The sequence below is a fragment of the Neptuniibacter marinus genome (genome assembly GCF_001597725.1).
GTDB classification, from domain to species: domain Bacteria; phylum Pseudomonadota; class Gammaproteobacteria; order Pseudomonadales; family Balneatricaceae; genus Neptuniibacter; species Neptuniibacter marinus.
In genome coordinates this window covers 45837-70311 of sequence record NZ_LUTR01000006.1, presented here as the reverse complement: position 1 = coordinate 70311, position 24475 = coordinate 45837, and the positions used below count along the sequence as shown (strand labels likewise).

At 43.5% G+C, this 24475-nt stretch carries 23 protein-coding genes and 1 tRNA gene; 11 read left to right on the top strand and 13 right to left on the bottom strand.

The window, feature by feature from the left end; translation table 11 throughout:
• Positions 1 to 4: 4 nt before the first annotated feature.
• The gene (gene folK, locus A3774_RS06850; RefSeq protein WP_067865225.1) at positions 5 to 517 is read right to left on the bottom strand and encodes a 2-amino-4-hydroxy-6-hydroxymethyldihydropteridine diphosphokinase; all 513 of its coding nucleotides are present in this window, start codon (positions 515 to 517) and stop codon (positions 5 to 7) included.
• Positions 517 to 873, bottom strand: coding sequence for a dihydroneopterin aldolase (folB, locus tag A3774_RS06845; RefSeq protein WP_067865222.1), 357 nt, complete (start codon positions 871 to 873; stop codon positions 517 to 519). The genes folK and folB overlap by 1 nt, the downstream gene beginning before the upstream one ends.
• 21 nt (positions 874 to 894) lie before the next feature.
• On the opposite strand from folB, the gene plsY reads away from it, so the two are divergent.
• On the top strand, positions 895 to 1482 hold the full coding sequence (plsY, locus tag A3774_RS06840) for a glycerol-3-phosphate 1-O-acyltransferase PlsY (RefSeq protein ID WP_067865205.1): 588 nt from the start codon (positions 895 to 897) through the stop codon (positions 1480 to 1482).
• Between the two features lie 19 nt (positions 1483 to 1501).
• On the opposite strand, the gene tsaD is transcribed toward plsY, so the two are convergent.
• A complete protein-coding gene (gene tsaD / locus A3774_RS06835; protein ID WP_067865202.1) occupies positions 1502 to 2530 on the bottom strand; it encodes a tRNA (adenosine(37)-N6)-threonylcarbamoyltransferase complex transferase subunit TsaD in 1029 nt (342 codons plus the stop codon).
• 209 nt (positions 2531 to 2739) lie between these two features.
• Between tsaD and rpsU the strand changes: the two genes are divergently transcribed.
• The 6 genes from rpsU (at position 2740) to A3774_RS06805 (ending at position 8891) form a co-directional block, all read left to right on the top strand.
• Entirely contained in the window at positions 2740 to 2955 is a 216-nt protein-coding gene (rpsU, locus tag A3774_RS06830) for a 30S ribosomal protein S21 (RefSeq protein ID WP_067865199.1), read from the top strand.
• 47 nt (positions 2956 to 3002) lie between these two features.
• Entirely contained in the window at positions 3003 to 3452 is a 450-nt protein-coding gene (locus A3774_RS06825) for a GatB/YqeY domain-containing protein (RefSeq protein WP_067865195.1), read from the top strand.
• Between the two features lie 32 nt (positions 3453 to 3484).
• Positions 3485 to 5443, top strand: a complete 1959-nt coding sequence (dnaG, locus tag A3774_RS06820) for a DNA primase (protein WP_067865192.1) — start codon at positions 3485 to 3487, stop codon at positions 5441 to 5443.
• A 203-nt stretch (positions 5444 to 5646) separates the two neighbouring features.
• Positions 5647 to 7455: an RNA polymerase sigma factor RpoD gene (rpoD, locus tag A3774_RS06815; protein WP_067865189.1), complete on the top strand. Its 1809-nt coding sequence runs from the start codon at positions 5647 to 5649 to the stop codon at positions 7453 to 7455.
• Positions 7456 to 7671: 216 nt separating this feature from the next.
• Positions 7672 to 7748 (top strand) — tRNA-Ile (locus A3774_RS06810).
• A gap of 207 nt (positions 7749 to 7955) precedes the next feature.
• Positions 7956 to 8891: a type II toxin-antitoxin system PemK/MazF family toxin gene (locus tag A3774_RS06805; RefSeq protein WP_082792379.1), complete on the top strand. Its 936-nt coding sequence runs from the start codon at positions 7956 to 7958 to the stop codon at positions 8889 to 8891.
• A 515-nt stretch (positions 8892 to 9406) separates the two neighbouring features.
• Here the strand turns inward: A3774_RS06805 and A3774_RS06800 are convergent.
• The gene (locus tag A3774_RS06800) at positions 9407 to 10414 is read right to left on the bottom strand and encodes a hypothetical protein (RefSeq protein ID WP_067865182.1); all 1008 of its coding nucleotides are present in this window, start codon (positions 10412 to 10414) and stop codon (positions 9407 to 9409) included.
• 115 nt (positions 10415 to 10529) lie between these two features.
• On the opposite strand from A3774_RS06800, the gene A3774_RS16365 reads away from it, so the two are divergent.
• The 4 genes from A3774_RS16365 (at position 10530) to A3774_RS06780 (ending at position 16393) form a co-directional block, all read left to right on the top strand.
• Entirely contained in the window at positions 10530 to 10730 is a 201-nt protein-coding gene (locus A3774_RS16365; RefSeq protein ID WP_075107923.1) for a helix-turn-helix domain-containing protein, read from the top strand.
• A 118-nt stretch (positions 10731 to 10848) separates the two neighbouring features.
• Complete coding sequence (locus A3774_RS06795; RefSeq protein WP_197468024.1) at positions 10849 to 11637, top strand: replication protein RepA; 789 nt, start codon at positions 10849 to 10851, stop codon at positions 11635 to 11637.
• Positions 11638 to 12685: 1048 nt separating this feature from the next.
• Positions 12686 to 15745 (top strand): HsdM family class I SAM-dependent methyltransferase, encoded by a 3060-nt coding sequence (locus tag A3774_RS06785; RefSeq protein ID WP_067865170.1) that lies wholly within the window; start codon positions 12686 to 12688, stop codon positions 15743 to 15745.
• Between the two features lie 9 nt (positions 15746 to 15754).
• Positions 15755 to 16393, top strand: coding sequence for a hypothetical protein (locus A3774_RS06780; RefSeq protein ID WP_067865168.1), 639 nt, complete (start codon positions 15755 to 15757; stop codon positions 16391 to 16393).
• A gap of 392 nt (positions 16394 to 16785) precedes the next feature.
• On the opposite strand, the gene A3774_RS06775 is transcribed toward A3774_RS06780, so the two are convergent.
• The 9 genes from A3774_RS06775 to A3774_RS06735 form a co-directional block, all read right to left on the bottom strand.
• Entirely contained in the window at positions 16786 to 17112 is a 327-nt protein-coding gene (locus A3774_RS06775) for a plasmid mobilization protein (RefSeq protein WP_067865161.1), read from the bottom strand.
• Between the two features lie 26 nt (positions 17113 to 17138).
• The gene (gene trbL, locus A3774_RS06770; RefSeq protein ID WP_067865159.1) at positions 17139 to 18389 is read right to left on the bottom strand and encodes a P-type conjugative transfer protein TrbL; all 1251 of its coding nucleotides are present in this window, start codon (positions 18387 to 18389) and stop codon (positions 17139 to 17141) included.
• Between the two features lies 1 nt (position 18390).
• Positions 18391 to 18606, bottom strand: a complete 216-nt coding sequence (locus A3774_RS06765; protein WP_067865158.1) for a hypothetical protein — start codon at positions 18604 to 18606, stop codon at positions 18391 to 18393.
• A gap of 2 nt (positions 18607 to 18608) precedes the next feature.
• Positions 18609 to 19391, bottom strand: coding sequence for a P-type conjugative transfer protein TrbJ (gene trbJ, locus A3774_RS06760; protein ID WP_067865157.1), 783 nt, complete (start codon positions 19389 to 19391; stop codon positions 18609 to 18611).
• Entirely contained in the window at positions 19391 to 19651 is a 261-nt protein-coding gene (locus A3774_RS06755) for a hypothetical protein (protein ID WP_067865155.1), read from the bottom strand. Before A3774_RS06755 ends, trbJ begins: the two co-directional genes overlap by 1 nt.
• 46 nt (positions 19652 to 19697) lie before the next feature.
• Positions 19698 to 20894: a tyrosine-type recombinase/integrase gene (locus A3774_RS06750; protein ID WP_067865153.1), complete on the bottom strand. Its 1197-nt coding sequence runs from the start codon at positions 20892 to 20894 to the stop codon at positions 19698 to 19700.
• Positions 20895 to 21326: 432 nt separating this feature from the next.
• Entirely contained in the window at positions 21327 to 23549 is a 2223-nt protein-coding gene (locus A3774_RS06745) for a PepSY domain-containing protein (protein ID WP_067865151.1), read from the bottom strand.
• Positions 23550 to 23571: 22 nt separating this feature from the next.
• Positions 23572 to 24042, bottom strand: coding sequence for a DUF2271 domain-containing protein (locus tag A3774_RS06740; RefSeq protein WP_067865148.1), 471 nt, complete (start codon positions 24040 to 24042; stop codon positions 23572 to 23574).
• 13 nt (positions 24043 to 24055) lie between these two features.
• Entirely contained in the window at positions 24056 to 24445 is a 390-nt protein-coding gene (locus tag A3774_RS06735) for a PepSY domain-containing protein (protein ID WP_075107922.1), read from the bottom strand.
• Between the last annotated feature and the right edge of the window lie 30 nt (positions 24446 to 24475).

Below are 24475 nucleotides of genomic sequence, written 5' to 3'. Positions count from 1 at the left end.
GAGTTTAAGTACGACAAGGAAGCTGATGCCCTGCCCACTCAAACTCAACCGTCCAAAGCTTCTGCTGGTTTTGAGAAGAACCCCATAACTCAGCATAGGTCATATCTAATTCAGGGTGTTTTATATCGGGTGCAATCTCTGCTAACGGCTGCAACACAAATGCATTTTTTGTCACTTCGTCCCTAGGTAACTGAACACCCGAAAACACTCCAACATATTGATCATAAGTTAAAATATCAATATCTAAAGTACGACCACTAAACTTCGGCCCTTTTCGGCAGCGCCCATTATCATCTTCAATACGCTTCAATCGCTTAGATAATTCAGAAACGGAGAGCTCCGTTTTAAATTCAGCGACAAGATTAAGAAAGTTATCCCCCTCAAAACCAACCGCTTCACTTTCATAAACAGAGGAGATTAACAATGATCCAAAGTGCTGTTGAAGCGCATCCAGCGCAGAACGGGTGTAACGCTCTCTATCAGTATTACTACCAACACTCACAAAAACCTGAGCCATTAAAACCGCTCTCCACGCTCAATAATTACACCTACATCAGCAGCTTTCGGTACAGCTCCCGGCTTACCTAAGCGCAAACGCAACCATTTTACAGAAAATTCATTGATCACAATGTCTGCAATCTGTTCTGCCATAGTTTCAACCAGCAAAAATTCACTTTGCTCAATAAACTCAATCAAACGATCAGAAACCGATTTATAGTTAAGCGTATTCTCTACATCCTCGGTATTCGCTGCTTGACGGATATCCGTGCCCATCTCCAAATCGAGATTAACTCGCTGACGAATTTCGCGCTCCCAGTCATAAATACCTATAACTGTTTCCACTTCTAACTCTCGAATGTACACTAAATCCATAACTCTACTCTTGGACTGATAATGACCGATACTGGCTTAATCACCATTGGACTAGTTTTTTTAGCCTATCTTTGGGGCTCTATCCCCACAGCCGTACTTGTTTGTCACGCATTAAATATTTCCGACCCTCGAAAACAGGGCTCAGGCAATCCTGGAACAACCAATGTACTCCGTATAGGCTCACGTAAAGGGGCACTCGCCACTCTTGCAGGCGACGTAGGCAAAGGCATCTTAGCACTTTTACCTTGCTCCATTTTACAACTACCTAGCACTGAACAATCATTATGTGCCCTAGCCGCTGTAATAGGGCACCTATTCCCTTTGTTTTCTTCATTTCGGGGAGGCAAAGGCATAGCCACAGCACTTGGGGTATGCGTAAGCCTATTTTGGCCAATCGCCATACTGCAAACATTCGTGTGGTGCCTCATTTTCGCTCTAAGCCGAACAGCCTCAATGGGGTCAATTGCTACCGTCCTAGTCACCCCTATACTCGTTTGGCTGGCCGCACCAGCCTACCTTCCCGTGATATTAGTGATCTCAGTCTTACTTTTACTCAGTCACCGAAGAAATATAAGAAACTTGCTACAAGGTAAAGAACCTCGTTTTTAGGTGCAAGCTAAGATCCTACCTATAACGCAGCAAGCGTATCTAATGGCCAACGGGGTTTGGTAATTATTTCCAAGCCACTCTGCTGTCCTGCCATTAATCGTTGACAACCTGCATAAGCGATCATCGCACCATTATCAGTACAAAACTCAGGACGCGCATAAAATAATTCAGCTCGTTCTTTCAGCACCATCTCTTCCAGTCGTTCACGCAATCGCTGATTAGCACTAACACCACCCGCAATAATCAGTTGTTTAAAGCCCGTATGCTGCAGAGCCCGTTTACATTTAATCGCTAACGTATCGACCACTGCCTCTTCAAAAGCTGATGCAATATCACAGATAGTTTGTTCGTCAATATATCCATTCTCATCGCGATGATCATTACTGGTATTCAACGTATACGTTTTAAGTCCTGAAAAACTCATATCCATACCGGGGCGATCAACCATTGGTCGGGGAAAACGAAAACGCGTGCGGTCACCCCGCAAGGCATGCTTGGCAACCAAAGGGCCACCAGGATAATCAAGTCCAAGCATTTTAGCTGCCTTATCAAAAGCCTCACCGGCAGCATCATCTAAAGACTCTCCAAGCAGGGAGTATTGACCTATACCATCCACTTGAACTAGTTGGGTATGGCCTCCTGACACGAGCAAAGCTACAAAAGGAAAAGATGGTGGCGTTTCTTCAAGCATAGGCGCCAACAGGTGCCCTTCCATATGATGTACACCTATAGCAGGTATACCCCAAGCCAACGCCAAAGCTCGTCCTGTTGATGCCCCTACCATCAGTGCTCCGATCAGCCCAGGACCTGATGTATAAGCAATTGCATCAACATCGCCTTTTTTTACGCCCGCTTTTTGAAACACTTCATCAAGTAGAGGTAACAGCTTACGCACATGATCCCGGGACGCCAATTCAGGTACTACACCACCATACTCAGCATGCATTTTTACTTGGCTATATAAGACATCTCCTAACAACCCTTGTTCACTATCATAAATAGCAACACCCGTTTCATCACAAGATGTTTCAATTCCCAATACGCGCATTCTGGACTCACTCACCTTAAGACCAATAGAGGTTTGCGCGCATTATACCCTTGCCATCCACGACCTGCACATAAAATAGCGCAAAGCGGCATTAACTGCTTTACTTAACTTAGCGAAAGGAATAGAATTTTGCGCCTTGCCATAAAACCGTCTGTTTTATGGCAAGTTTTATTGCATTTAACTCAACAATTTATAGGGTTTGTTAAAACATGCCAGCTGTAAAAGTTAAAGAAAACGAGCCATTTGATGTAGCTCTACGTCGCTTCAAACGTTCTTGCGAAAAAGCAGGTGTATTAGCTGAAGTTCGTCGTCGTGAATTCTACGAGAAGCCAACATCTGTACGTAAACGTAAAGCAGCAGCAGCTGTTAAACGTCACGCTAAAAAAGTATCTCGCGAAAACGCACGTCGCGTACGCTTGTACTAATACACGAGATATACATTAGATCCCATTCAGGTAATTAGAGGTGAGTCATGTCAGAGCTTAAGCAGCAAATCACTACCGAGATGAAAGCTGCAATGCGTGCCAAAGATAAGGAACGCTTAAGCACTATTCGCATGATGTTAGCCGAACTCAAACGCATCGAAATTGATGAACGCATTGAGCTGGATGATACCCGAGTTCTTACGGTGCTAGACAAAATGTCTAAACAGCGCCGCGACTCTATCTCGCAATTTGAAGAAGCGGCACGCATGGATCTTGTAGATGCTGAGCGACGGGAGTTGGAGGTGATTAAAACTTTCCTGCCGCAACCGCTTACCGAAGAAGAAGTAGCAGCTATTGTCAAAAAAGCTGCGGAAGAATCTGGCGCACAATCCATGCAAGACATGGGTAAAGTAATGGGGCTCATCAAGCCTCAGGTACAAGGTCGCGCCGATATGGGAATTATCTCCAAGCTCGTCAAATCGCAATTATCCAGCTAAACTGCCGCTGAATATATTCAGCAGCTAATAATATGGCCGGACGCATTCCACAAAGTTTTATTGATGACCTTTTAGCACGCGTTAACATCATTGACGTGCTAGATGGACGTGTTCAAAAGCTAAAACGAGCTGGAAAAAACTACTCAGGACTTTGTCCATTCCATAAAGAAAAAACCCCCTCCTTTTCAGCCAATCAAGAAAAACAGTTTTACTACTGTTTTGGCTGTGGCGCAGGCGGCAACGCCCTTGGGTTTCTTATGGATTACGAGAACATCAGTTTCCCAGAAGCGGTTGAAGAACTCGCAAAAACCGCCGGAATGGAAGTACCCCGCGACGATTCTCCCCACCAACGGGAAAAAGACCAGCAACTAAAAACGCTATACACACTTCTTGACGCTGCTACCACCTATTATGAAGAACAGCTCCGCAACAACGACACCCGCACAGATGCAGTAAACTACCTCAAATCTCGCGGACTAAGCGGACAAGCAGCCAAAGCCTTTTCTATCGGCTTCGCACCTTCCGGTTGGGATAATCTACTTACCCACCTAACCGATGGCGATTTAGAGAAAGCAAAGCGGCTAGAAGAAGCCGGCATGCTTATCCACAATGAGGAGAGAGATAGCCGCTACGATCGATTCCGCAATCGCATTATGTTCCCAATTAGAGATCAACGGGGCAGAACAATCGGTTTTGGTGGACGCGTACTCGGAGATGATAAACCTAAATACCTTAACTCACCCGAGACACCAACCTTCCATAAAAGCCGAGAGCTTTACGGTCTTTATGAAGCTCGAAAACATAACAGCAAACTAGATAGACTGATCATTGTTGAAGGTTACATGGATGTTGTCGGCTTAGCACAATATGGGATCCACTATGCCGTAGCGACTCTAGGCACAGCAACAACGGATCAACACCTAGAGCGACTCTTTAAAATTGTCCCCGAAATCATCTTTTGCTTTGATGGGGATAACGCAGGGCGTGAAGCTGCAGTACGCGCACTTAAAACAACTATGCCCGTAATCGAAGATGGCAAAGAGGCTCGTTTTCTCTTCTTACCTGAAGGTGAAGACCCTGATAGCTTAGTCAGGCAGGAAGGTGAAGTTGCATTTAGCGAGAGACTCTCAAAAGCACAACCTTTGTCGGAATTCTTTTTTAAAAGCTACTCAGAAAATGCGGATTTAGATAGCATGGATGGGCGCGCGCGATTTAGTACCGAAGTACTACCAGCAATCAACGCCATGCGCCCTAGCTTATTACAACAGATGATGCTCGACAAAATATGTGAACTGACTAACTTATCCCTGGAACAGCTGCAAACAACCGTCAACTTCCATGAAGCCATCACACCCAACACCCCTCAAGCAAGCCCGTCAGCTCAGACTGAAAATACATACAGTGAATATGACTATCAGCCAAACGATCATGCACACTACGCCGATAGCGAAAGGCATGATTACGATACAGTAAATACTTACTCACCCCATAACAGGGATGAATTCAACGGCAATAACGTTAAAAAAAGCTTAAGGCCATATCAACAACGTCCAAGTAACACCGAGCTATCTTTTGCTGCTAAATTAATTGCTCTACTGCTACATTACCCACAACTTGCCAGCGCTCACCAGTTCCCCGAAGGGTTAAAACTATCTGAAGAACAAGATATAAAACTACTGATTCAGCTTATCGACTACTACTCTTCCAACCCAAACGCCACACTTGGGCAATTAGCCGTGGACTGGCGAGAAGATGAGAAGCTCTCACAAACCATCATCAACCTTTACGAGATATCTACCTCTTTAGAAATACATTCAGAAAACGATGCACGTCTATACTTAAAGGACTCTCAACACGGATTAGAGCTAAAGGCACTGGAACTTGAGATCTCAGCCATCCAGAAAAAACACCAGCTCAGCAAAGAAGAAAAACTACTACTCGCGCAGAAGCTACAAAAGACTCATCAGTTGAAAAATATCGTAAAAGATTAACCCCACCGCCCTTGAAAAAACCTCTCACCGGCACCATATTAGTTAACGAATTACAGGATTTTTACAGCAAGTTGCTGAATATAGTCTATTTTTAACAGGTAATTCAATAAAACAAGCATGGCCTTTCCCCTAGCAAATTAGATACTTCATCGTTATAATGGCCTGCTCAAATTTTCATCCATTTTTTCAAGTCACAGGGTCTTATGTCCGATACTTCTCAGCAACAGCAGTCTCGCCTCAAGGAATTGATCGCGCGTGGTAAGGAACAAGGCTACCTTACCTACTCTGAAGTCAATGACCACCTACCTCAGGACATTGCCGATCCGGATCAAGTAGAAGATATCATCCGTATGATTAATGACATGGGTATCTCCGTGTCAGAAGAAGCTCCGGATGCAGAAACACTTCTAATGACCGAGGGCGATTCGGCCGAGGTAGAAGCCGATGAAGAAGCCGTTGCAGCATTAGCAGCCGTAGAATCAGACGCTGGCCGCACAACAGATCCCGTCCGCATGTACATGCGTGAAATGGGTACTGTTGAGCTGCTGACCCGAGAAGGCGAGATCAGCATTGCAAAACGCATCGAGGAAGGCCTGCGCGAAGTTATGTCTGCTGTAGCATGCTTCCCCGGCACCGTTGATGCAATTATCGAAGCCTATGACTTAACTATTGCCGAAGAAGGTCGCCTAAGCGATATCTTTAGTGGCTATATAGATGCTGATGACGATGATGTTATACCTCCACCAGGCCCTGTTGCATCAAGTGAAGACGATGACGACGATGAGGAAGAGAAAGAAAAAGGCCCAGATCCAGAAGAAGCCGCACGTCGCTTTAGTTTGGTTCGTGAACACCTTATCACCTTAAAAGATGTAGTAGAAAAACATGGTCGTGGCACTAAAGAGTACCGTAAAGCGCAAGACGCATTAGGTGAAGTCTTTTCACCTATCAAGCTATCGCCTCGATACTATGAAGCCCTTGTTGATAGAGTACGCTCCACAATAGAAAATGTACGCCGACAAGAACGCATCATTATGCGCATCTGTACACAGCGCGCAAAAATGCCGCGTAAAATGTTTATAAAAGAATTCCCAGGTAACGAAACGAACCCTGAATGGTTCACCTCTGTTATTGAGTCATCAAATGACTATGCACGTGCAATCAAAACAAACTTGATTGAACTTAAACGCGCGCAACGCAAACTGATTCAAACTGAAAACGAAACAGGTATTAGTTTAACCGAGATCAAAGAGATCAACCGCGCTATGTCTATTGGCGAAGCACGTGCTCGCCGCGCGAAAAAAGAGATGGTTGAAGCTAACCTTCGTCTTGTAATCTCCATCGCCAAAAAATACACCAACCGTGGCTTACAGTTCTTGGATCTCATTCAAGAAGGTAACATCGGTCTTATGAAAGCAGTTGATAAATTTGAATATCGCCGCGGTTATAAGTTCTCAACCTATGCGACTTGGTGGATTCGTCAGGCGATTACGCGATCGATTGCCGACCAAGCGCGTACTATTCGTATTCCAGTTCATATGATCGAAACGATCAATAAACTGAACCGTATTTCCCGCCAGATGCTACAAGAGATGGGTCGTGAAGCGACACCTGAAGAACTCGCAGAACGCATGGAGATGCCTGAAGATAAAGTACGCAAAGTATTGAAGATTGCTAAAGAGCCAATCTCAATGGAAACACCGATCGGTGACGACGAAGACTCAAGCCTAGGTGATTTCATTGAAGATATCACCATCTCTTCACCTGTAGACTCCGCAACTGGCGAAGGGCTACGTGAAGCAACCCGCGAAGTACTTGCTGGACTTACTGTACGTGAATCTAAAGTACTGCGCATGCGTTTCGGCATTGAGATGAATACCGATCACACCCTTGAAGAGGTTGGTAAACAGTTTGATGTAACCCGTGAACGTATTCGTCAGATCGAAGCCAAAGCACTTCGTAAGCTTCGTCATCCAAGCCGTTCAGAACATCTACGCGGCTTTATTGACGAGTAGTAAATTCTTTTAAATCAAACTATTGCGCCAATGATTCTGACTAGGTATTATTGGCGCCCTCTCCTTTTAGGAGAACCTCAAACCGAACGATACAAACTCAGTTTTGATAAATATCGTATTGGTTTCGCAAGAGAATTCTTGCATCTGAGGGCCTATAGCTCAGTTGGTTAGAGCGCTCGACTCATAATCAATAGGGCTACAGAAAAAAGTGAAAATGGGCCTATAGCTCAGTTGGTTAGAGCGCTCGACTCATAATCGATCGGTCGCAGGTTCGAGTCCTGCTAGGCCCACCATTTTCTCTTTAAAATCAGCACATTACAGAAAAAAACCGCATTAATACTAAAACATAGGGTTACAAAAGCAGTAACCCTATAGCTTACAGCTCCCTCTCAGATCAGACACCTCTCCTTAAGCTAAACTAACTCTTTCTCTGGGTTACTCTAGGGTTACATTCGTCTACAGAATACAGAGATAGAAATAGATCAACTGTGCTGTAATATATGCAGTTAATATCTAAGAAATTAAGCCTCAGCACAATGGTAAGGAAAAGCATGCCGATATTTGTAACGGAGTACATAAACAATGTTAATTCCAAAAGACTAAGCAAAGAAATCGTTAGCAATTCAGACACCATAAAATTGCCTCACGACCCTACTGATAAGAATATTTTCATCAGGAAAAAGTTTACTAGTGAGAGCGCTGAATCTTGGAAAGTTGTTTCAATAGACATAACAAATCAGTCTACTACCAAAACGCTATGCAAAGTCTTTCTAGAACCTGTCACATATTCCACAGAATCCATATCAGAACGACATGGTTCCAACGGCTCAAAGTTGATAAGGGGCAGAATTGCTGAGTGCGACTTTGGATATTTTGACCAAGAAGTAAACCACTCATTAAATAGATCAAAGGTCATAAAAGATTTCAATTCACCTCTTCCATTCGAAATGGTTAAGAGAAGAATGGTAGTCATACTATCAAGCAAACAAGACCCTGCATTAGTAGTACCGTTAAGCACAAAATCTAAAGCCAAAGATTCGAACACGGTAGTGGAAATCAATAGCCTTCCAGGAGATCTAGTTGCGTTCTCAGAACCTGTCTGCTTTGCCAAAGCAGCCAGTATAACTCTAGTTTCTGGGCACAGGCTTTTCCCACTTCGGTATTACAATGGGCAGAGAAAAGTGTATGACAAGCGGCTGGAAAAAAAACTAAGCAATGACGATGTTGTTGAAATCAAAAAAGCTGCCTTAAAAGCTGTTGGTGGTAACAACTTTCTATACGACCTTGATAGGACCCAGTCAGAAGTAAAGACTCTAGAGGCCAGTAAACAAGTACTTGAGCTAGAAATAGAGGAGCTTAGAAAGGCTAATCAACAGCTGTGGGATGATCTAGAGGCAGCTACCACTCCTCCAGTAGAGGAAGAAGAGTTAGCCTAGACTAATACCCATTAGGCTAGCCTATTACTTGCAATAAACCATAAAATGGCTTAGATTATACCTGAGCGCGAAAGCGCACCTAGTAAGAGATATGACCTTGGTCAAAGCAGCTTAGACTGAGGCTTCTGCCGGAAACGGCCCGCTGCATAAAGAAGTTCTAAAAGCCACCTCATTCAGGTGGCTTTTTTATTTCTAATCCCTTCCAAACAACACTTTCTTTCAACCCTGTAGAAAAAGTGTCCAAAACCTGGATATTAGCTGTTAGCAACTCACTTATCCACGCATAAACGTACACGCTCATGAATTGATTTCCACGCATAAACGTACACGGTTTTACGCATAAACATACACGAATCTATGCATAAACGTACACACCAATGCTAATATAACTCTTGCATTTCAATAAGTTAAACAACCCCCCTATATACACCTTTAATAACCATATATAGATATGGCCCTGTAGTTATTAAGTAGTTCATAAAATTTCGCATGCGAAAAAATCGGGAGCAATCAGACTACAGCAAGGCCCTTATTTCCTTTAAAGAATAGCCGCATCGCTCTAGCCAGTCGTGGTAAAAAGATCTCAGGGAAGTAACAACCTTGATCATAACAACCTCAGAATTATCCTCTGACGATCTAACAGGCCAATCAGTTTTTTCATAAGTTAAAATATCGATTAACGTTTCATCTGATATATCCGGGCTAAAAAATAGTTCAGTAAGCGCAACTATCAACTGAGCTAAGCCAGATGAGCGGTAAAACATCATATCTCCAGAAAGAGTATTTCTGATAAGCAGGAAGCAGAGAGTGGCAGTAGCTAAGTCTAAAGCTAGCCTTTCAAACTCCTTACCCCCAAAATCGACGTAAATCGGTGAAACTGAAATTAGCCAGACCAATAAACTGGATAGATTATATGGGTCATAATACCGATAGAAGCGATCATCAATTTTCGGCCCTGGGTATAGACCCTGCTTATTCCATCCCATTCTTGAATAATGCTCCTTTAGAGCACCATCTGAGCGATCTAATCCAAAACAATCACTAAAAAGATCATCAGATCCAAATTGATAACGCTCAAGGACACCAAGCCTTCCATGACATGGACTCCACTCAGTATCGAGCCTGAAAAGAATGGTGTGAATATCTTCGATAGAAGTACTACCGGCTTTCTGGTTTTTAGTATCAGCCCAAGCATCTAGAACTGAGAAATGCCGCCCCTCACAACAGAATATTGATTTTTCAGCGTACAAAAAATCACGTTTAAATCCATTATTCTCAAGCTGCTTTACCGTTGTTATAGAAGGATCTTGAGCTCCTTTCCACCAATAAAAGAATTGTGTCGCTGAGATACTTACACCGAACTTATCTTGAATTTCATTTTCAACCTTCTCTCCTTGCGGCCTATGCATATCTGCATCATCAATAACAACACTCTTTAATTCCCTTGCCCATAGCATTGTCCTGAGCTTCTGAGTAGGACGATTTCGCTCCTCTTTTCTCGGGCGACCTACTTTCCTTTTCATAGAAATTCCATTCGGATTAATTATTAAAATAATACAGTTTCACAAAATTAATAACAGGATAACTCTATGTAATTATGAATATCAATTCATAACTCATTTATTCGGATTAATTAAAATGAATTTCTATACAATTGACCAAATTGCAGAACAATTACATATGACTGTCGGCACTATTAGAAACCGTATATGCAGAGGAGAGCCGATGCCTCCTTCAGTCAAAGTTGGACGTAGACGCTTATTTCCTGAAGAAGATTTCAAGATTTGGATTGAACAGAGAAAGCACAGCCAAAATCATCAAAACCTGCACTCTCAGTAGAGGTTTAAGAAACCACATGAGACCGTGCGATCGAAAGCTAATTAAGGCGAGTGTGTACATCCAAGAACGAGACCCATGGATGAGTGGAGAAGTGTGCTTCATGCCTAGAGAGTTAATTATGACAACTCTTCCTCATAGACAAATCGATGGTTCAGAATACAAGCGAATCAACGGGAATCACATACTATCGATTCTTACCCCCTCTGAGATAGGCTTACCATGGGGAAGTATTCCTCGCCTAATTATCTGCTGGATAACAACAGAGGCAAAGAAAACAGGTAGCCGGGAAATACAACTAGGCCGCAGCTTTAATAACTTCATGCAACAAGCAGGGTTAGGTAAAGCAACTGGCGGAACGAATGGCAGCTTGCCCCGTATACGAAAACACGCACAACAACTTTTTAGTTCAACAGTGTCATTCCATTCGAGCAGCAAGGAAAAATCTACTGAGCGCGGATATCGTGTTGCAGATGAACATTCAGTGTGGTGGGAGCACTCGACTGAAAGATCAAATACCCCTTTAACTGTCACGTTATCTGCTGCATTCTTTCATGAAGCAGTTAAGAACGCTGTACCGCTAGACTTAACCGTAATTAGAACATTAAAGCAGTCCCCATTAGCCCTGGACATATACTGCTGGCTAACTCATAGATATTTCAAAATGAAACACTCAACGCGCATTTCTTGGAGTTCAATAGCCGAACAGTTTGGGACAAGCCATATGGAGCTTCGTCAATTTCGCCGTCACTTCCTGCGAAAAATACGAGAAGTAGCTGTTTTGTATCCTGAAGCAAAGTTTGAAGTAACTGGTGAACACCTTATCCTGAATCCCAGTAAGACTCATGTACCTGTGAAAAGAAATCCTCAAAAGTGGCTGTTAGATGCTAAGCCTCTCTACGATCAGTAGGGCTCTATCTGTTTCTATCCATACATTTATCCTTCTAAATCCCTAAAATATCTGAGAAGGGCCGCTAAGCAGCTCTCAAACACCGAATATTGACCGCTACCAAAAGTGGACCAAGAGTAGAAAGTTAGCTCCAGACCCCTTTCCTCCCCCATCTAAAAGTGGACAAATAGTAGAATCAGCGCACTCTCTTGGTATGAAGTGGGCCCTAGCTGCTTAATTAAATAAAATTAAACAGATTTAAGTAAAATTAACCAAATTTAACCAAATTCTACCGGATTCCCTCCTTCTCTCCCTCGCTAATCTGCTGAATTAAGTAAAATTCACTAGATTACAATTACACTGGATGGCAGGATGTGTGAGTGTGCGCACAAAACAAGTTTTCTGTACACTTTCACTTAATCTTATTCGCTCTTTCTAGCTCAACGAATCCTGGTCTTCGACAACAAAGAGCTACCGCTAAATTGAGGCCAAATCACCATCTATACTGCCCCTCTTCCGATCAGGTGAAACATAATATCTTAGTTTAAAGCACTGCATTTAGTGTCCTTTGTTACAGAACTGAGCTAAACTAAGCACAGTTCTGGAAAGGATTCTGACATGTCGGAAAGTATTAAAATAACAACTAAAGATATATGTGTAGCTTTGGAGCTCGGTCGCCATCAACTCAGATCGTGGACTGATACACTGGCCCCGTATGCTAGGCGAGAAACGAAGGAAAGATCCGCTACAAGATATGATTTTGGGGATCTGCTTTTTTTTGCAACAGTAAAGCATATACATGATTCACTAGGTATTTCCATTCAGTTTATTAGCAGGTTCTCCGAATCACTTTATACCTCTATTAGGGAACCTCAGGATCCAGATACAACGCCTTATTTATTTATAAGCATAAACACATGCAGATGCTCCAGAATAATTCCTGAAGAGGTTACGCGAGAAGGAATTCTCGTTGATCTGCAGTCTCCACAAGCTAAGGTTTATAAATACCTTGGCATATCTGACCAACAACAAGCCCAACTGCAACTGGGCTTAGTGAAAGTGAACTAATATGATCTCAGCAAGATGGTTAAAAACATTACGGCTAGAAGATCGTAAATCACCTGAGTTTATCCGATCTGGTGATAACTTAAGTGGTATCCCGCATAGCTCAGTTATCCGTAAAGCATTTGAAGAACTAAACATAGCTGCAATCCACTGCATTTCTGGTGTGCCTTCCATTGCCATTCTTGTCCAAGATGAACTTAACCAACCAGAAATAGATGCTGTTCATAAAGCTCTCTGGAATCAAGGTCTAGCGACCATTCTTCTTGTGATATCTAGAGATACACTAAGAGTCTATTCATTAGCCCAACTGCCGGAAACTGCTAGTCATCAGTCTGATAAATTAGTTAAAGTTTTTGGTCTTATTGATGATGCTCTAGAGTTAAAAGACTTTATTTTAGGAGTTGAATCTGGACGATTCATTGCAAGCAATGAAGAAAAGTTTGATTCAAAGCACAGAGTTGACCAGGTATTATTAAGCAATCTTGAAGTCACTGTTAAACGTTTAATTGATAATGGAATATCACTAGAATCTGCACAAGCATTGCTCATGCAAGTAATGTTCATTGCCTATCTCGAAGATAAGGAAATTATCACAGACGATTACTTCCAAACCGCGACTAATAGCCCTCATATAAAATCCCTGAGAACTCTATTAAATGAAGGTGATGTTTCTGATTTCAACCAATTATTCAATTTATTGAAACATCATTTTAATGGCGATCTATTCGTTGCTCCTTGCTCATTTGATGAAAATGACCGAGTGGAGCATATCTCGACAAAACACGTAAAAATATTATCTGATTTTCGAGCAGGAAATATTAGTATTTCATCAGGTCAACTTCAGTTCTGGCCATATGATTTTAAGTTCATCCCTATTGACTTAATCAGTGCAGTTTACGATCGTTTCCTAGGATTCAATCCCACTAGCAAGCGGGCTTCCGGTGCATACTATACACCAATGTTCTTGGCTGACCTGGTAACTGAACAAGCTTGGGAACAGCTTTCTAAGAAGCAAAAAGCAAAAGGAAATTACGTAGACCCTTCGTGTGGATCTGGTATTTTCCTTGTTAGACTGCTTGAGAAAATGATCGATGATTGGCGTATAAACCATCGTAGTGACCGACCTACTTGGCCAGCGTTGCTATCTATGCTTAACCGCCTACATGGTTTCGATATCAAAAAAGAGTCTATTCGTGTCGCCTCTTTCTCGCTATATATCGCGTTATTAGAAAACACTCGACCGACAGAAATATTATCCTTAATGGAAAAAGGACGATTATTACCAAAACTATTCGGAAAAACATTACGCTCAGTAGATTTTTTTGAAGTTCCAAAAGGTACAGAGCAATATGATTTAATCATCGGTAATCCACCATGGGTGAGTCGTCGTGGTGAACAGGTAAATGCAGAAAAGTGGTGTAAAGACAATCAATGTGGAATGCCAGCAAGGGAAGTTGCTTGGGGATTTGCCTGGAAAACAATACAACACACAAACCAAGAAGGTGTTATTGCCCTTCTGTTGAAAGCAACCAGTTTTCTAACAAATCATAGCAACACTGTAACAAAAGCACGAAGAGAGTGGCTGAATAACATTCACCTCCTTCGAGTAATTAACTTTGCCGATATGCGTTTTCAGCTATTTGATGGCGGCGATGCTCCAACTGCATTAATGATCTTTAAGCCCAAAAATAAAATCAGCGATTATAAGTTTGAATACTGGACACCTAAAGCCGACTTAAACTTAAAAACAAAGAGAATGATTACGCTGAGTCGAAACGATCAAGCTAAACTCTCTATTAATCAAGTAATTGAAGATCAGCTTCTTATGAAACGTCGCATGTGGATGACGACTCCAGAGGCCAAATTATTTCAGTATTTAAATAGGCTACCCTCATTAACAAACAGATTAATTACTTATCAAGAATCAAAGAAAAAAGTTAACGCAGGGCATGGAAAATGGATTATTGGTCAGGGTTTTATACCAGCTCAGGAGCATAAATTAGAGGATATTTCCTATAAAACAGCCAAATCAAGTATTGTCACAAAGGTCCCGCATTTAGAAACAAAGCGATTTCAACCATTAGTGCTTCCAGAGATCGAATCAGGCTCGTGGAGCACTGATATTGTATATAGGAAAGGCTATGAAGAAGGCTTTAAAGCACCGCATGTTCTCATACCTCAAGGTGTTGAGAGCACACAAGGAAGACTTCGAGCCAGCTTTTCGAATCAAGATCTTAGCTTCAGGGATTCAATACAAGCGATTCATTTTGAAAAAGAAGATACGCAAAACGCTAAGTTTTTGACAGTCCTCTTAAACAGTTCATTGACTGCATGGTTCTTATTTCATCATAGTTCTAATACTGGTATGGAACGAGATAAGGTACATCAAGAACAACTTCTCGATATCCCTTTTCCTTCAATAGAAGAGCTAGCCGACAGTTTTGCTGCAGAACAAGCTTTTAATATGGCCAATGACTTTATGGACATGCTTTTATGCCAAAAAGACGACCTCTTAAGAAGTGACATAACATCCTATAGAAATGATATTGACCAAATAATATACAAATACTTTGGTTTGTCTGAAGTAGAAGTTAGCTTAATTGAGGAAACTCTAAGTCAAATAATTCCTAGCATGCAGCCAAATGCACGATCAAAGACTTTGCCTAAACTATGGACAGATACGTACATTGAAGATTGGCAGTCATATTCTGAAAGCCTATCCATTGCACTCTCAAAGTGGCTTGAAAAACCATACCAGGCTAGAGCAGAACTTGTAGGATACTCAGCTGACCTCGTAATCCTCGGTGTTAACATCACAGAAGACCAAAGCAAGAAAATATTTACTACTAGAAATAATGGTGAGCTGGACACCATATTACAGAGTATTTGGAAATCCTTACCAGAAGGAATATCAAGTAATTTCCAATTAATACCTGATCTTAGAGTATTTATCGATGATGTTCTTTATATGGTTAAGCCTAGAAAAAAAAGGTTTTGGTTAAAATCAACAGCAATGGCTGACGCAGATACTATAGCTTCAGATTTATTTAGTCTGGCAGATTAAGGATAATCAATGATAATAGGAAGTTCTTCGGCCTGGCGAAACCGTCTGATAGATATAGACAAGCTAGTAATCAAATGTGTAGAGCGCGTTTGGCCTGATGTAGTAAGTAGGTTAAGTCAAAGAGAGCGTGAGGACGATATTACACAACGGCTTGTAGATCATCTACGCGATGATCGAGCGATAACCCAATATGGCTTTCTTGATATTCATTTTAAATTACGCGAAAGAGATACCGTTGGAGACTATACAACCAAAGGCATTTTGGACATGGCCCTTTTTCTGGACCAAGATCATGAAAAATACATTGCGTATGAATGCAAAAAGCTAAATATCCTTTCTGATCAAGATAAGAGAAAAGCCTCTCTAGCTGGTGATTATGTCGAACAAGGGGTTGTGCGCTATGTCACAGCTAAATACGCGGAAAAATTACCATATGGATGCATGCTCGGTTATGTGATGGATGGTGATCACGACTTTGCATTCCAACAACTAAATTCGGCTTTAATAAAAAGACAATCTCTAACTAATCTACAAAGTAGCCCAATAATTTTGAAAAAGGAGTTTTTCCCAGTGTTTGAGACTCATCACAAGAGACATACTTGTGGCTCTCCATTTACAATACGCCACAGATTGCTTCCGATGGTTTAACACTCATACTTCAAGCTATGTAATGTAAGGTGTAAGGCTTTCAATTAGCTTACGAGCTCTAAATATATATGCTCGAAGTGAGTTACTGAGTTGAACTAGCCTTTCTCTAGCACTTTAATTATTTGCTTAGATTGGCCCGTATTGTCTACGGTTTCTAGGACTTTTTTTTCACCCGAAATATATAGCCAAAATCTCTCGTTTCTAAAGCATCTTGGAGAAAAACAGCCCTTGTTTCCGAGTCAATCAAGGCATTAGCAGGATAATATCGTGTAAGTTTTTCAGCCATGTATTTAAACCCCTCTTTCTAGAATGCCTGGGATGCTCAGTTGAAGTTTTCATTCTTCAACTGAGCATCCCACCTAGAGACACATAACTCCGAAACAAGCTTTAGGCTATTTCAAAGATCCAACACACTCTTTCAATTCCTTCTGTGTATTTTCTATCTGCCTCAACAAGTCACGAATATCCAAAGACATGCCCTCTGTACCTTTTTCAGCACCAGATAACCAGAGCTTCAATAATCCCCCAAGCCTGCCTTGATCCGCATTTATTCTCAGAATCTTCAGTATCATCTGCTGATCCAAAGTACTCTTTACTTGATGCCCAATTCCTAAGGCCCTCAGATATGCTCCAGAGCTAATAGAACAGCCATCGGCACTTTCTGCAATCTCAGCCTTTTCCTCATCACTAACTCTTATAAAAATCCGTTTTGAACGCATTGTAGTTCCTCCCCTAATATGGCTTATCACTTCGATTCAGGATTGATGTTCGCTGCTGGTGAAATATATGCAGCATCACCTGTAGACGATTCCGAATTCCCAGCAGATATCGAGTTATTTGAGCTGACGCTAGATAGACGCTCTGATCTCATACTGTCTGCTACTCGCGCGCCCATAACACCATGCTGGTTTTGCAGGTTTCCAGCGAGCTTTCCGGCAATATCGGAACCAGTATGTGAAGCGAGGTTCTTAGCAGCTTGGGTAACGGCTTCCATCCCTGTCGCACCTTGAGCTGAGGCAAGTTTAGCAGCCTCCGCTACTGCCATGCCGCCACCAGTGGCCGTTTTAGCTCCAGCCGCTGTACCTGCTGCCGCACCGGTCGCAGCACCCATGAATGCAGACGCTGCACTACTTGGAGTTAAACCTCCGCCAAAGGCGGAACCATTGATCATAGCAGCCGCAACACCAGGTAAACGGCTTACCAGAATAGCGATCACGATTGATGCCGCTGTAAGCGTGAGGATCTGATCTTCTGTTAGCTCAACATCAACCTGCCACTGGAACAACGTTCCCCAGGATAAGGCTATCAGGAACTGGAGCAGCATGAGTTTAACGCCAACACTAAGAGCGTACTTGAAGTAGTTCACAGCAAAGTTATTGGTGAAGCGAGAGGCACCAAAGCCAAGGAAGATAATACCTCCAATTGTTACCAGGTAACTTTCAACCAGGATCAGCACCATCTCGGCAGTGATCACACAGAAGCAAACCATGATAATCAAAGCAGGGATCAGCAGTATCCAGGAGGAAGGAGAAGTAACACCTATCTCAGAGAATATGCGACCTGTGATGATCAGCCCCAGCTCAACAATCGCAGAAGGGTACAGCTGAGTCTGCGCTCCTGCTGCGGTCGCAGCGTCCTGTCCGACCTGGCGAAGACTTGCGATAATATCACCGGCCCAGTCGAAACCGTTTACAACCAGCACCCAGAAGAACCCAATGACTAGGATCGTACGGACGATAGTCCCTAAAGCGTTATCCAGCTCATTGCGGCCAAGCCCAAGAGTAATGCCAACCCAAGTCAGTTCGATCACGGCCAGAATCCAGAATAAGCGCGTGGCGTAATCAGTTATCAGTGTTTCCCAACTCGCTGCTTCAGATCGAAACGTAGTGAGCAAACCGTCCAAGATGTTATTTTGATTGATAGCGGCCATCGCTTCACCAGGAAGAAGCGCAAAAACGAAGATGGCCAGCACTGGTATCGATAGAAAATTTCGCATGCTAAAACCCCTTACCGTCATTAACGTCTAAGTCTTTCAGGCCGTTGGTGAAGTACCTCTTACGGTTCTCTCGCTCTCTGCCCGCAAGGCATTCTGCATCGCACTTTTCCTGCTCGATGACCGTCACGTCGTTACTCAAATTGAACTGTGTAATGCCGTAGCCGGCCCCACCTAAAACCACCGCTAAAACGATATTTATAATCACTGTCCTGTTCATGCTTAGAACCCCTGTCCATCGTTAACATCCAGGTCTTTCAGACCGTTGGTGAAGTAGCTTTCACGGATAGCCTGGTCGCGATCCTTTTCAGTCTGGATCGATGTCTCTGCCGCAACACTGAGCTGAATTTGAGACATGATTAACTGTCTCAGTTTTTGCGTTTGGCGTACCTGCTGGGCAGCTATCAGAGAGCCGGCTTGTATCGCCTGAAGCCGTCCAGTAGACGATTGAGATAGCAACTCAATCTGACGGAGAGTGCTGTTTTCATCTGCGAACTGCTCAGACTGCAAGCCCGCGGCACGTAGTGCCGAGCGGATCGAATCACGGTTGGTTTCAGACCAGTCACGATATTCAGATTTGAAGTTAGCGCGGTTGTAGTCACGCACCAGGTGATCGTCATATGACCGAAACTTAGCCTGAAACTGAGAATCTAGGTTGGTTCCGGAGTAGGCCAAGGCTTCGCCGGTCTGCACAATGTTCGCTAACTGCTGCAAATGCTGGGTTGCATTACCCCAGATATGGTTAGGCAGATTAAGCGTGTTCTGAACCATGTTGTTGTACTGATTCACAAGTTGCTGATACTGCTGGATTTGGTTCTGAATCTGGGTCAACTGGTTGGAAACCTGTCGAGTTTCCTGGCTAAGAACCGCGCCCAACTCAGCGTTATTTGCGATCTGAGTTATCTCAGTCGCGCCGCCAGTTAAACCGCCGCCTCCGGCATAAACCTCGATGGAAGAGAGGCTAAGGATCAGTAAAAAAATCCTCTTTTGAACAGAGTTAATCATTAATCCGTCCTCCCTCTTTCTAAATTACCACCCTCTGAATACCAGCAAATCAGAGCAGTTTGGTTTTCTATTGAATCTACTAGAGCTTTGATCTGCTTCAACGAATCAAACAGCTCAGGGATTCTAATAGGCTGCTGTCCAACCAGTCGAGATGACTGAAACCCAGCCTGACGCGCCAGGTTATCGAAACTCTTAAAGAGCAATGATTGAAGCTCTTTAGACTCTCTCTCTACGAAAGGGAGCGATACAACGTTATCCATATACACCATCCTTATGATTTCTTGAGTTACTTTGAGAAGGGAGGAGCTATTCCGGTAAAATCCGCTCCATAAAATATTTCTGAATTTTCTCTGCTGAATGCCTTAACGTTTCGGCGGTCAGAATCACATATCCGGCTGTAACATCGTCCCTACCAGTTGCATGATTCATAAGCCGTTTGAGCTTATAGCTTCCAATATCCAAGTGTTCTGCAGAGGTTGCGAATGTTCTGCGTAGATCGTGAAAGTCACAGCTAGTTGATGAAAGCTGCTTCACCTTAGCTACAACTTTTTTGGGCTCCCTGATCTGCCCATAAGAATTCTCGGCAGCGAAAACATACATAGATCCGAAAGCCTTAGATTGTCTTGAGAAAACATCTTGGATCGTATCTGTAATTGGGAGCTCTAAAGGCAAACCATTTTTAGTGTCCATTACAGTAAAAATTTTTGCTCTCTCATCTACATTTCTCCATTGCAGATTGAAGATTTCGCCTCGTCTTAAGCCTGTGAAAAGAGCAAACAGCATCGCGTCACATATTGATTTCCCTGTTGGTGTCTCGGTAGCTTTCACAGACTGTAGGGCGCGATAGAAAAGTGACAATTCACCGGGACGTAGATGTGTTTGTCTACGCCTGACGTTGTTCCATTGCTTACGGTGGGAAAGGATCTCTACAGGATTTTCAGAGAAAATTGAGCTGCCATCCTGATAGCAGTATTCATACTTTGCGAAATTGAACAAAGCTCGCAAAACTCTCATTGTGAGATCTGCTTGTGCCTTAGATCCTATTTTGGAGTGAATATCAGCAACAATTTTGCGGTCTATAGTTTTTAAGGGCCTATTCAGCTGACGAGCTAGGTGGTTTCTTACAACGCCTTCATACCCCGTCAGCGTGGTTTTCTTCAGGCTTCTGCTTTTTTTATAAGCATCAAAAACCTCAAGTAAAGTAATCTCGGCTAAAGCGTCTACACGCCTTTTTTCATTAGGATTAACACCGCCACATAGGTCTGCTAAATGCTGAAGCGCTAGAGACCTTGCTTTCACTGGAGTTAAAACTGGATATTTCCCCAAAGTCACACGAACTGGATGGCCGCCAGAGATACGTTTGAAGACAGAAAAGCTTTTGATGCCCTTTGGAGTAACACGAAGCCGTAATTCAGGTATTTTATCGTCACGATATTCGATACGGCTTTCAGGAAGAGGCAAGCTTTCTATAGCCTGCTTAGTGAAGTTGAATTGTCTAGTCACACATTCTCCGGGGTCACACTAGGGTTACATCACATGAAGATTCTATATTACTGAGAATGATCTCAAAGTACACATAAAACCTTACATATCAATAACTTAGTTACATAGCGTTATACTATGTGACACCGAATTATATGTTTGTTTTTGACTCATAATCGATCGGTCGCAGGTTCGAGTCCTGCTAGGCCCACCATTTTATTTAATTAAATCAATTTCTTACCAGTTAAGCAGCGATCTAAAATAACTCGGCTGCGTTCTGCTTAATCTATCTATTCAGAACCTCCTCTTTTTCATTTAGACACATAACTAATACTTAATAGTTAATACAGCTTCCTTAGATATAGAAAAATATTCTTTTTCCACCCGACTAATCTCCTAAAAAAAGGACCTAGCCAGAGAATTCTTGGCTTAGTGACCCACTCAATAAATCAGCTAATAAACATCTTCACGATAACGTCCCTGAGCTTTCAGTGTCGCCACATCGATCCCCAGCGGGGCAATTACCTTGTCCAGTGCCGCCGCTACGCTACTCGCCATGTTACGACCGCCACATATTAAAAACTGCGCCCCCTCCTCGATCAATTGACGCAGCACCACGTCATCTTCAGTAATCTTATTCTGCACATATGCGCCTTGGCTGATACGGGAGAAAACCGGATTTAATTTAGTTAACCGCTGATCTTTTAAGTAGCGCTTAAGCTCTGTCTCATAGAGAAAATCAGACTGTGGAGAGCGACCGCCCCAATAAAGGTGTATCGGGTGATGTGCTTTATTGTTACGGATAAAACCGACTAACGGCCCAATGCCGGTGCCCGCGCCGATCAGTATTATCGGTGCTTTGCCCGATGCTGGGCGAAAGCTCGGATTAAGCTTAATGAAAGCCTCAATGGTGTCACCAACGGATAATCCATGAAGAAAACCTGAGCATAAACCGTCTGGATGATGACGAACGCAGATCTCGAGCACGCCATTCTTCGATGCGGATGCTAACGAATAAAACCGCGGCACACTGCTGCCTGGGGCTAAGATACCCACAAGATCACCTGCATCAAAATGCGGTAAACCGGTGCGTCTCAGTAAACGATTTAACAGACCGTTATTACGCTCTACCGATGACTTGAAGCGTAATACCGCCGTTGGTGCTTGCACCGCTGCACCGTAATCGACGCGTTCGACAAGCGTTAACGTCGTGCTAGCGGGATGAACCGGGATATGCTCGAGTGTTAATTCCCTATTGATGACGCTATCCACAGCATGGCCCCAGCGGGCAAACTCCTGTGGCGATTGTCGATGAATAGTGTCGAGTGGTAGTAGTTGCGGCCAGCCCTTGGTGATGAGCGCGGCCTCAACCTCTTTGGCAAACTGGCAGAACTCAGGGAACTGTCGATCACCAAAACCTAATACGGCAACAGGAACATCGGGTGTCTTCGACATTTTCGCCAGTCGTGTCAGAAAATGATTCGCCGATGCCGGAGCGTCACCATCCCCATAGGTGGCGGTCAGCATAAACATCCGTTTTGCCTGTGGATAATGGTTGCCAACCTGATTCATGGATGCGGTGTGAACCTGAAATCCTAAGCGATAAAGGGCGTCATGCAGGGTTTTGGCAAAGCCCCAAGTACTGTTACTTTCACTGCCAACCAGAATGATGGTATCGGCAACGCGAGCAGCGCTATTATGGTTAATGGTTGTGGCGGATTGTTTACGCTTCCACCAGATCTGGATGCCGGTCCATGCCATCAATGGCACAGTGAGCGCACTTAGACCAAGCAGTAGTCCAAGCCACCATAACCCTTCGCCGGTGTGTAGCATGTAGATAAACTCATAGAGTTTTTGTGGGTTACCGTAAGCTTGATAAGAGAGCCACTCACCGGTTGCTTGATCAACAAAGCCGCTTCCTTGATCGGTGGTAATTGAGTAAACGCCCATTAGGTCGTTTGGATAGGGATAAACCAGCTCTCTGAACTCGGTAATCGGGATCGCTTTTAATGCCGAAAGGGTATCAATGGGTGCAGGCACACCGCCATCGACATGGGTTGGAAAATCGGGCTCAGTCGATGAGTAGTCGGGTATCAACTCAAAAGTCATGGCTGACATATACAGGCCGGTAGAAGCTGATAATATCAGGCCCAGTACCGCCACTCGACCGACTTCGGTATGTAGTCGTTGCTTAAAGGGCCCTTGAATCGGTCGAAAAATATGGCGCCAACCGCCGAGGCGATTGATCAACATGGAGGCACCGGAAAAGGTTAACAGCAGCATAAAGAAAGCGGCAACCCCAGCCACCACTCGTCCAGGAGTCCCCAACAGATAAGAACGGTGCAAGTTTTTTATCCATACCATAATGGGTGAGCTGGAATAGGCGCCAATCGTTGCCCCCGTTAGCGGGTTGATTAGATCCGCACCTGTTTGGTCGCCGTCAGTAAAGTAAACAATGATACTGCCTGACGGATGTCGTTGTATTTGCTCGGTGCCAGGGTAGCGAGTGATAAGCTTACCCGCTAGCTCCGCCACGCTGATTGATGATGTGCCCGCTATTTTAGCCTGTGAGCGCTCTAAAATCGGATCAAGCGAGAGCACAGCACCGGAAATGGTGAGCAATACAACGAACAGTGTTGCTATCAAGCCAGACAGGGAGTGAAACTGACGTAACATGACGGGATTCCTAGGCAGTTATTTAAAACGAGTAGGTGAACGTTTTGACATAACCGCGGCCATTATTGGGTTTATCGACCCCTTCACTGGTTAATGGCACGACAACATCATTACGGTTGTCTCGCATATCTTCGACAGCGGTATCAATGTGGAGCTGAAATCCTGCATCAATATAGGTGTCGGCTAGATCAAGGGTGACCGTTAATGTCTTACCCTCTGTAACGCTGGCACCGGACAGTCCATCGTATTCACTTTTACGTTGACCACTCCCCCGTGCCCAACCGCTCAAGTGTTTGTAATATTTTGACTTCTTGCCTGCCACCCATAAGGTTTTTTGATACTGACCTCCAACATTGGTTAAATAAATAGCGAGATAGGCACCATCACCGCCATAATTTTTTAACTCGGTGGTGAGGGTGATGTCACGTGCATAGGATTGCGAGGATAGTAAAGCTGCAGCCATCAAACACAGGGTTATTGCGAAACGTTTCATGGTTTTATCTCCCTTATTCGATTGTGACTTTAGGTTTGTTTGTTGGCGTGTTACTACCGGAGTTTAAGTCGCTAGTTGATGATGGTTGGGCTTGATTACCTAAGTTCAGGTAGTCGGATGCGTCATCTGAATCATCAAATTTTATTTCAAGTTCGATAATCCTTAGTGAAGCGGGTGAGAATTTCGCTTCAACTCGATGACCTTTGCGATCTCTTCCTTTGAGCTCATAACAGCCATCGTCTACTTTGATGCGCTTTACCTTCCAGCCATGGTCTATCATCATTTGGCGAAGGCGCTCCTTTGGCTGCCAGTCGACGGTAGGGTCGGTGCAATCATCGCTGGCTAGCGCGGCACCACTGATCAAACAGGTGCTTAAAAAGGCAGTAATTAGTGTATTTTTCATGTTGTACCTCCTAATGACTTCATTGTTTAT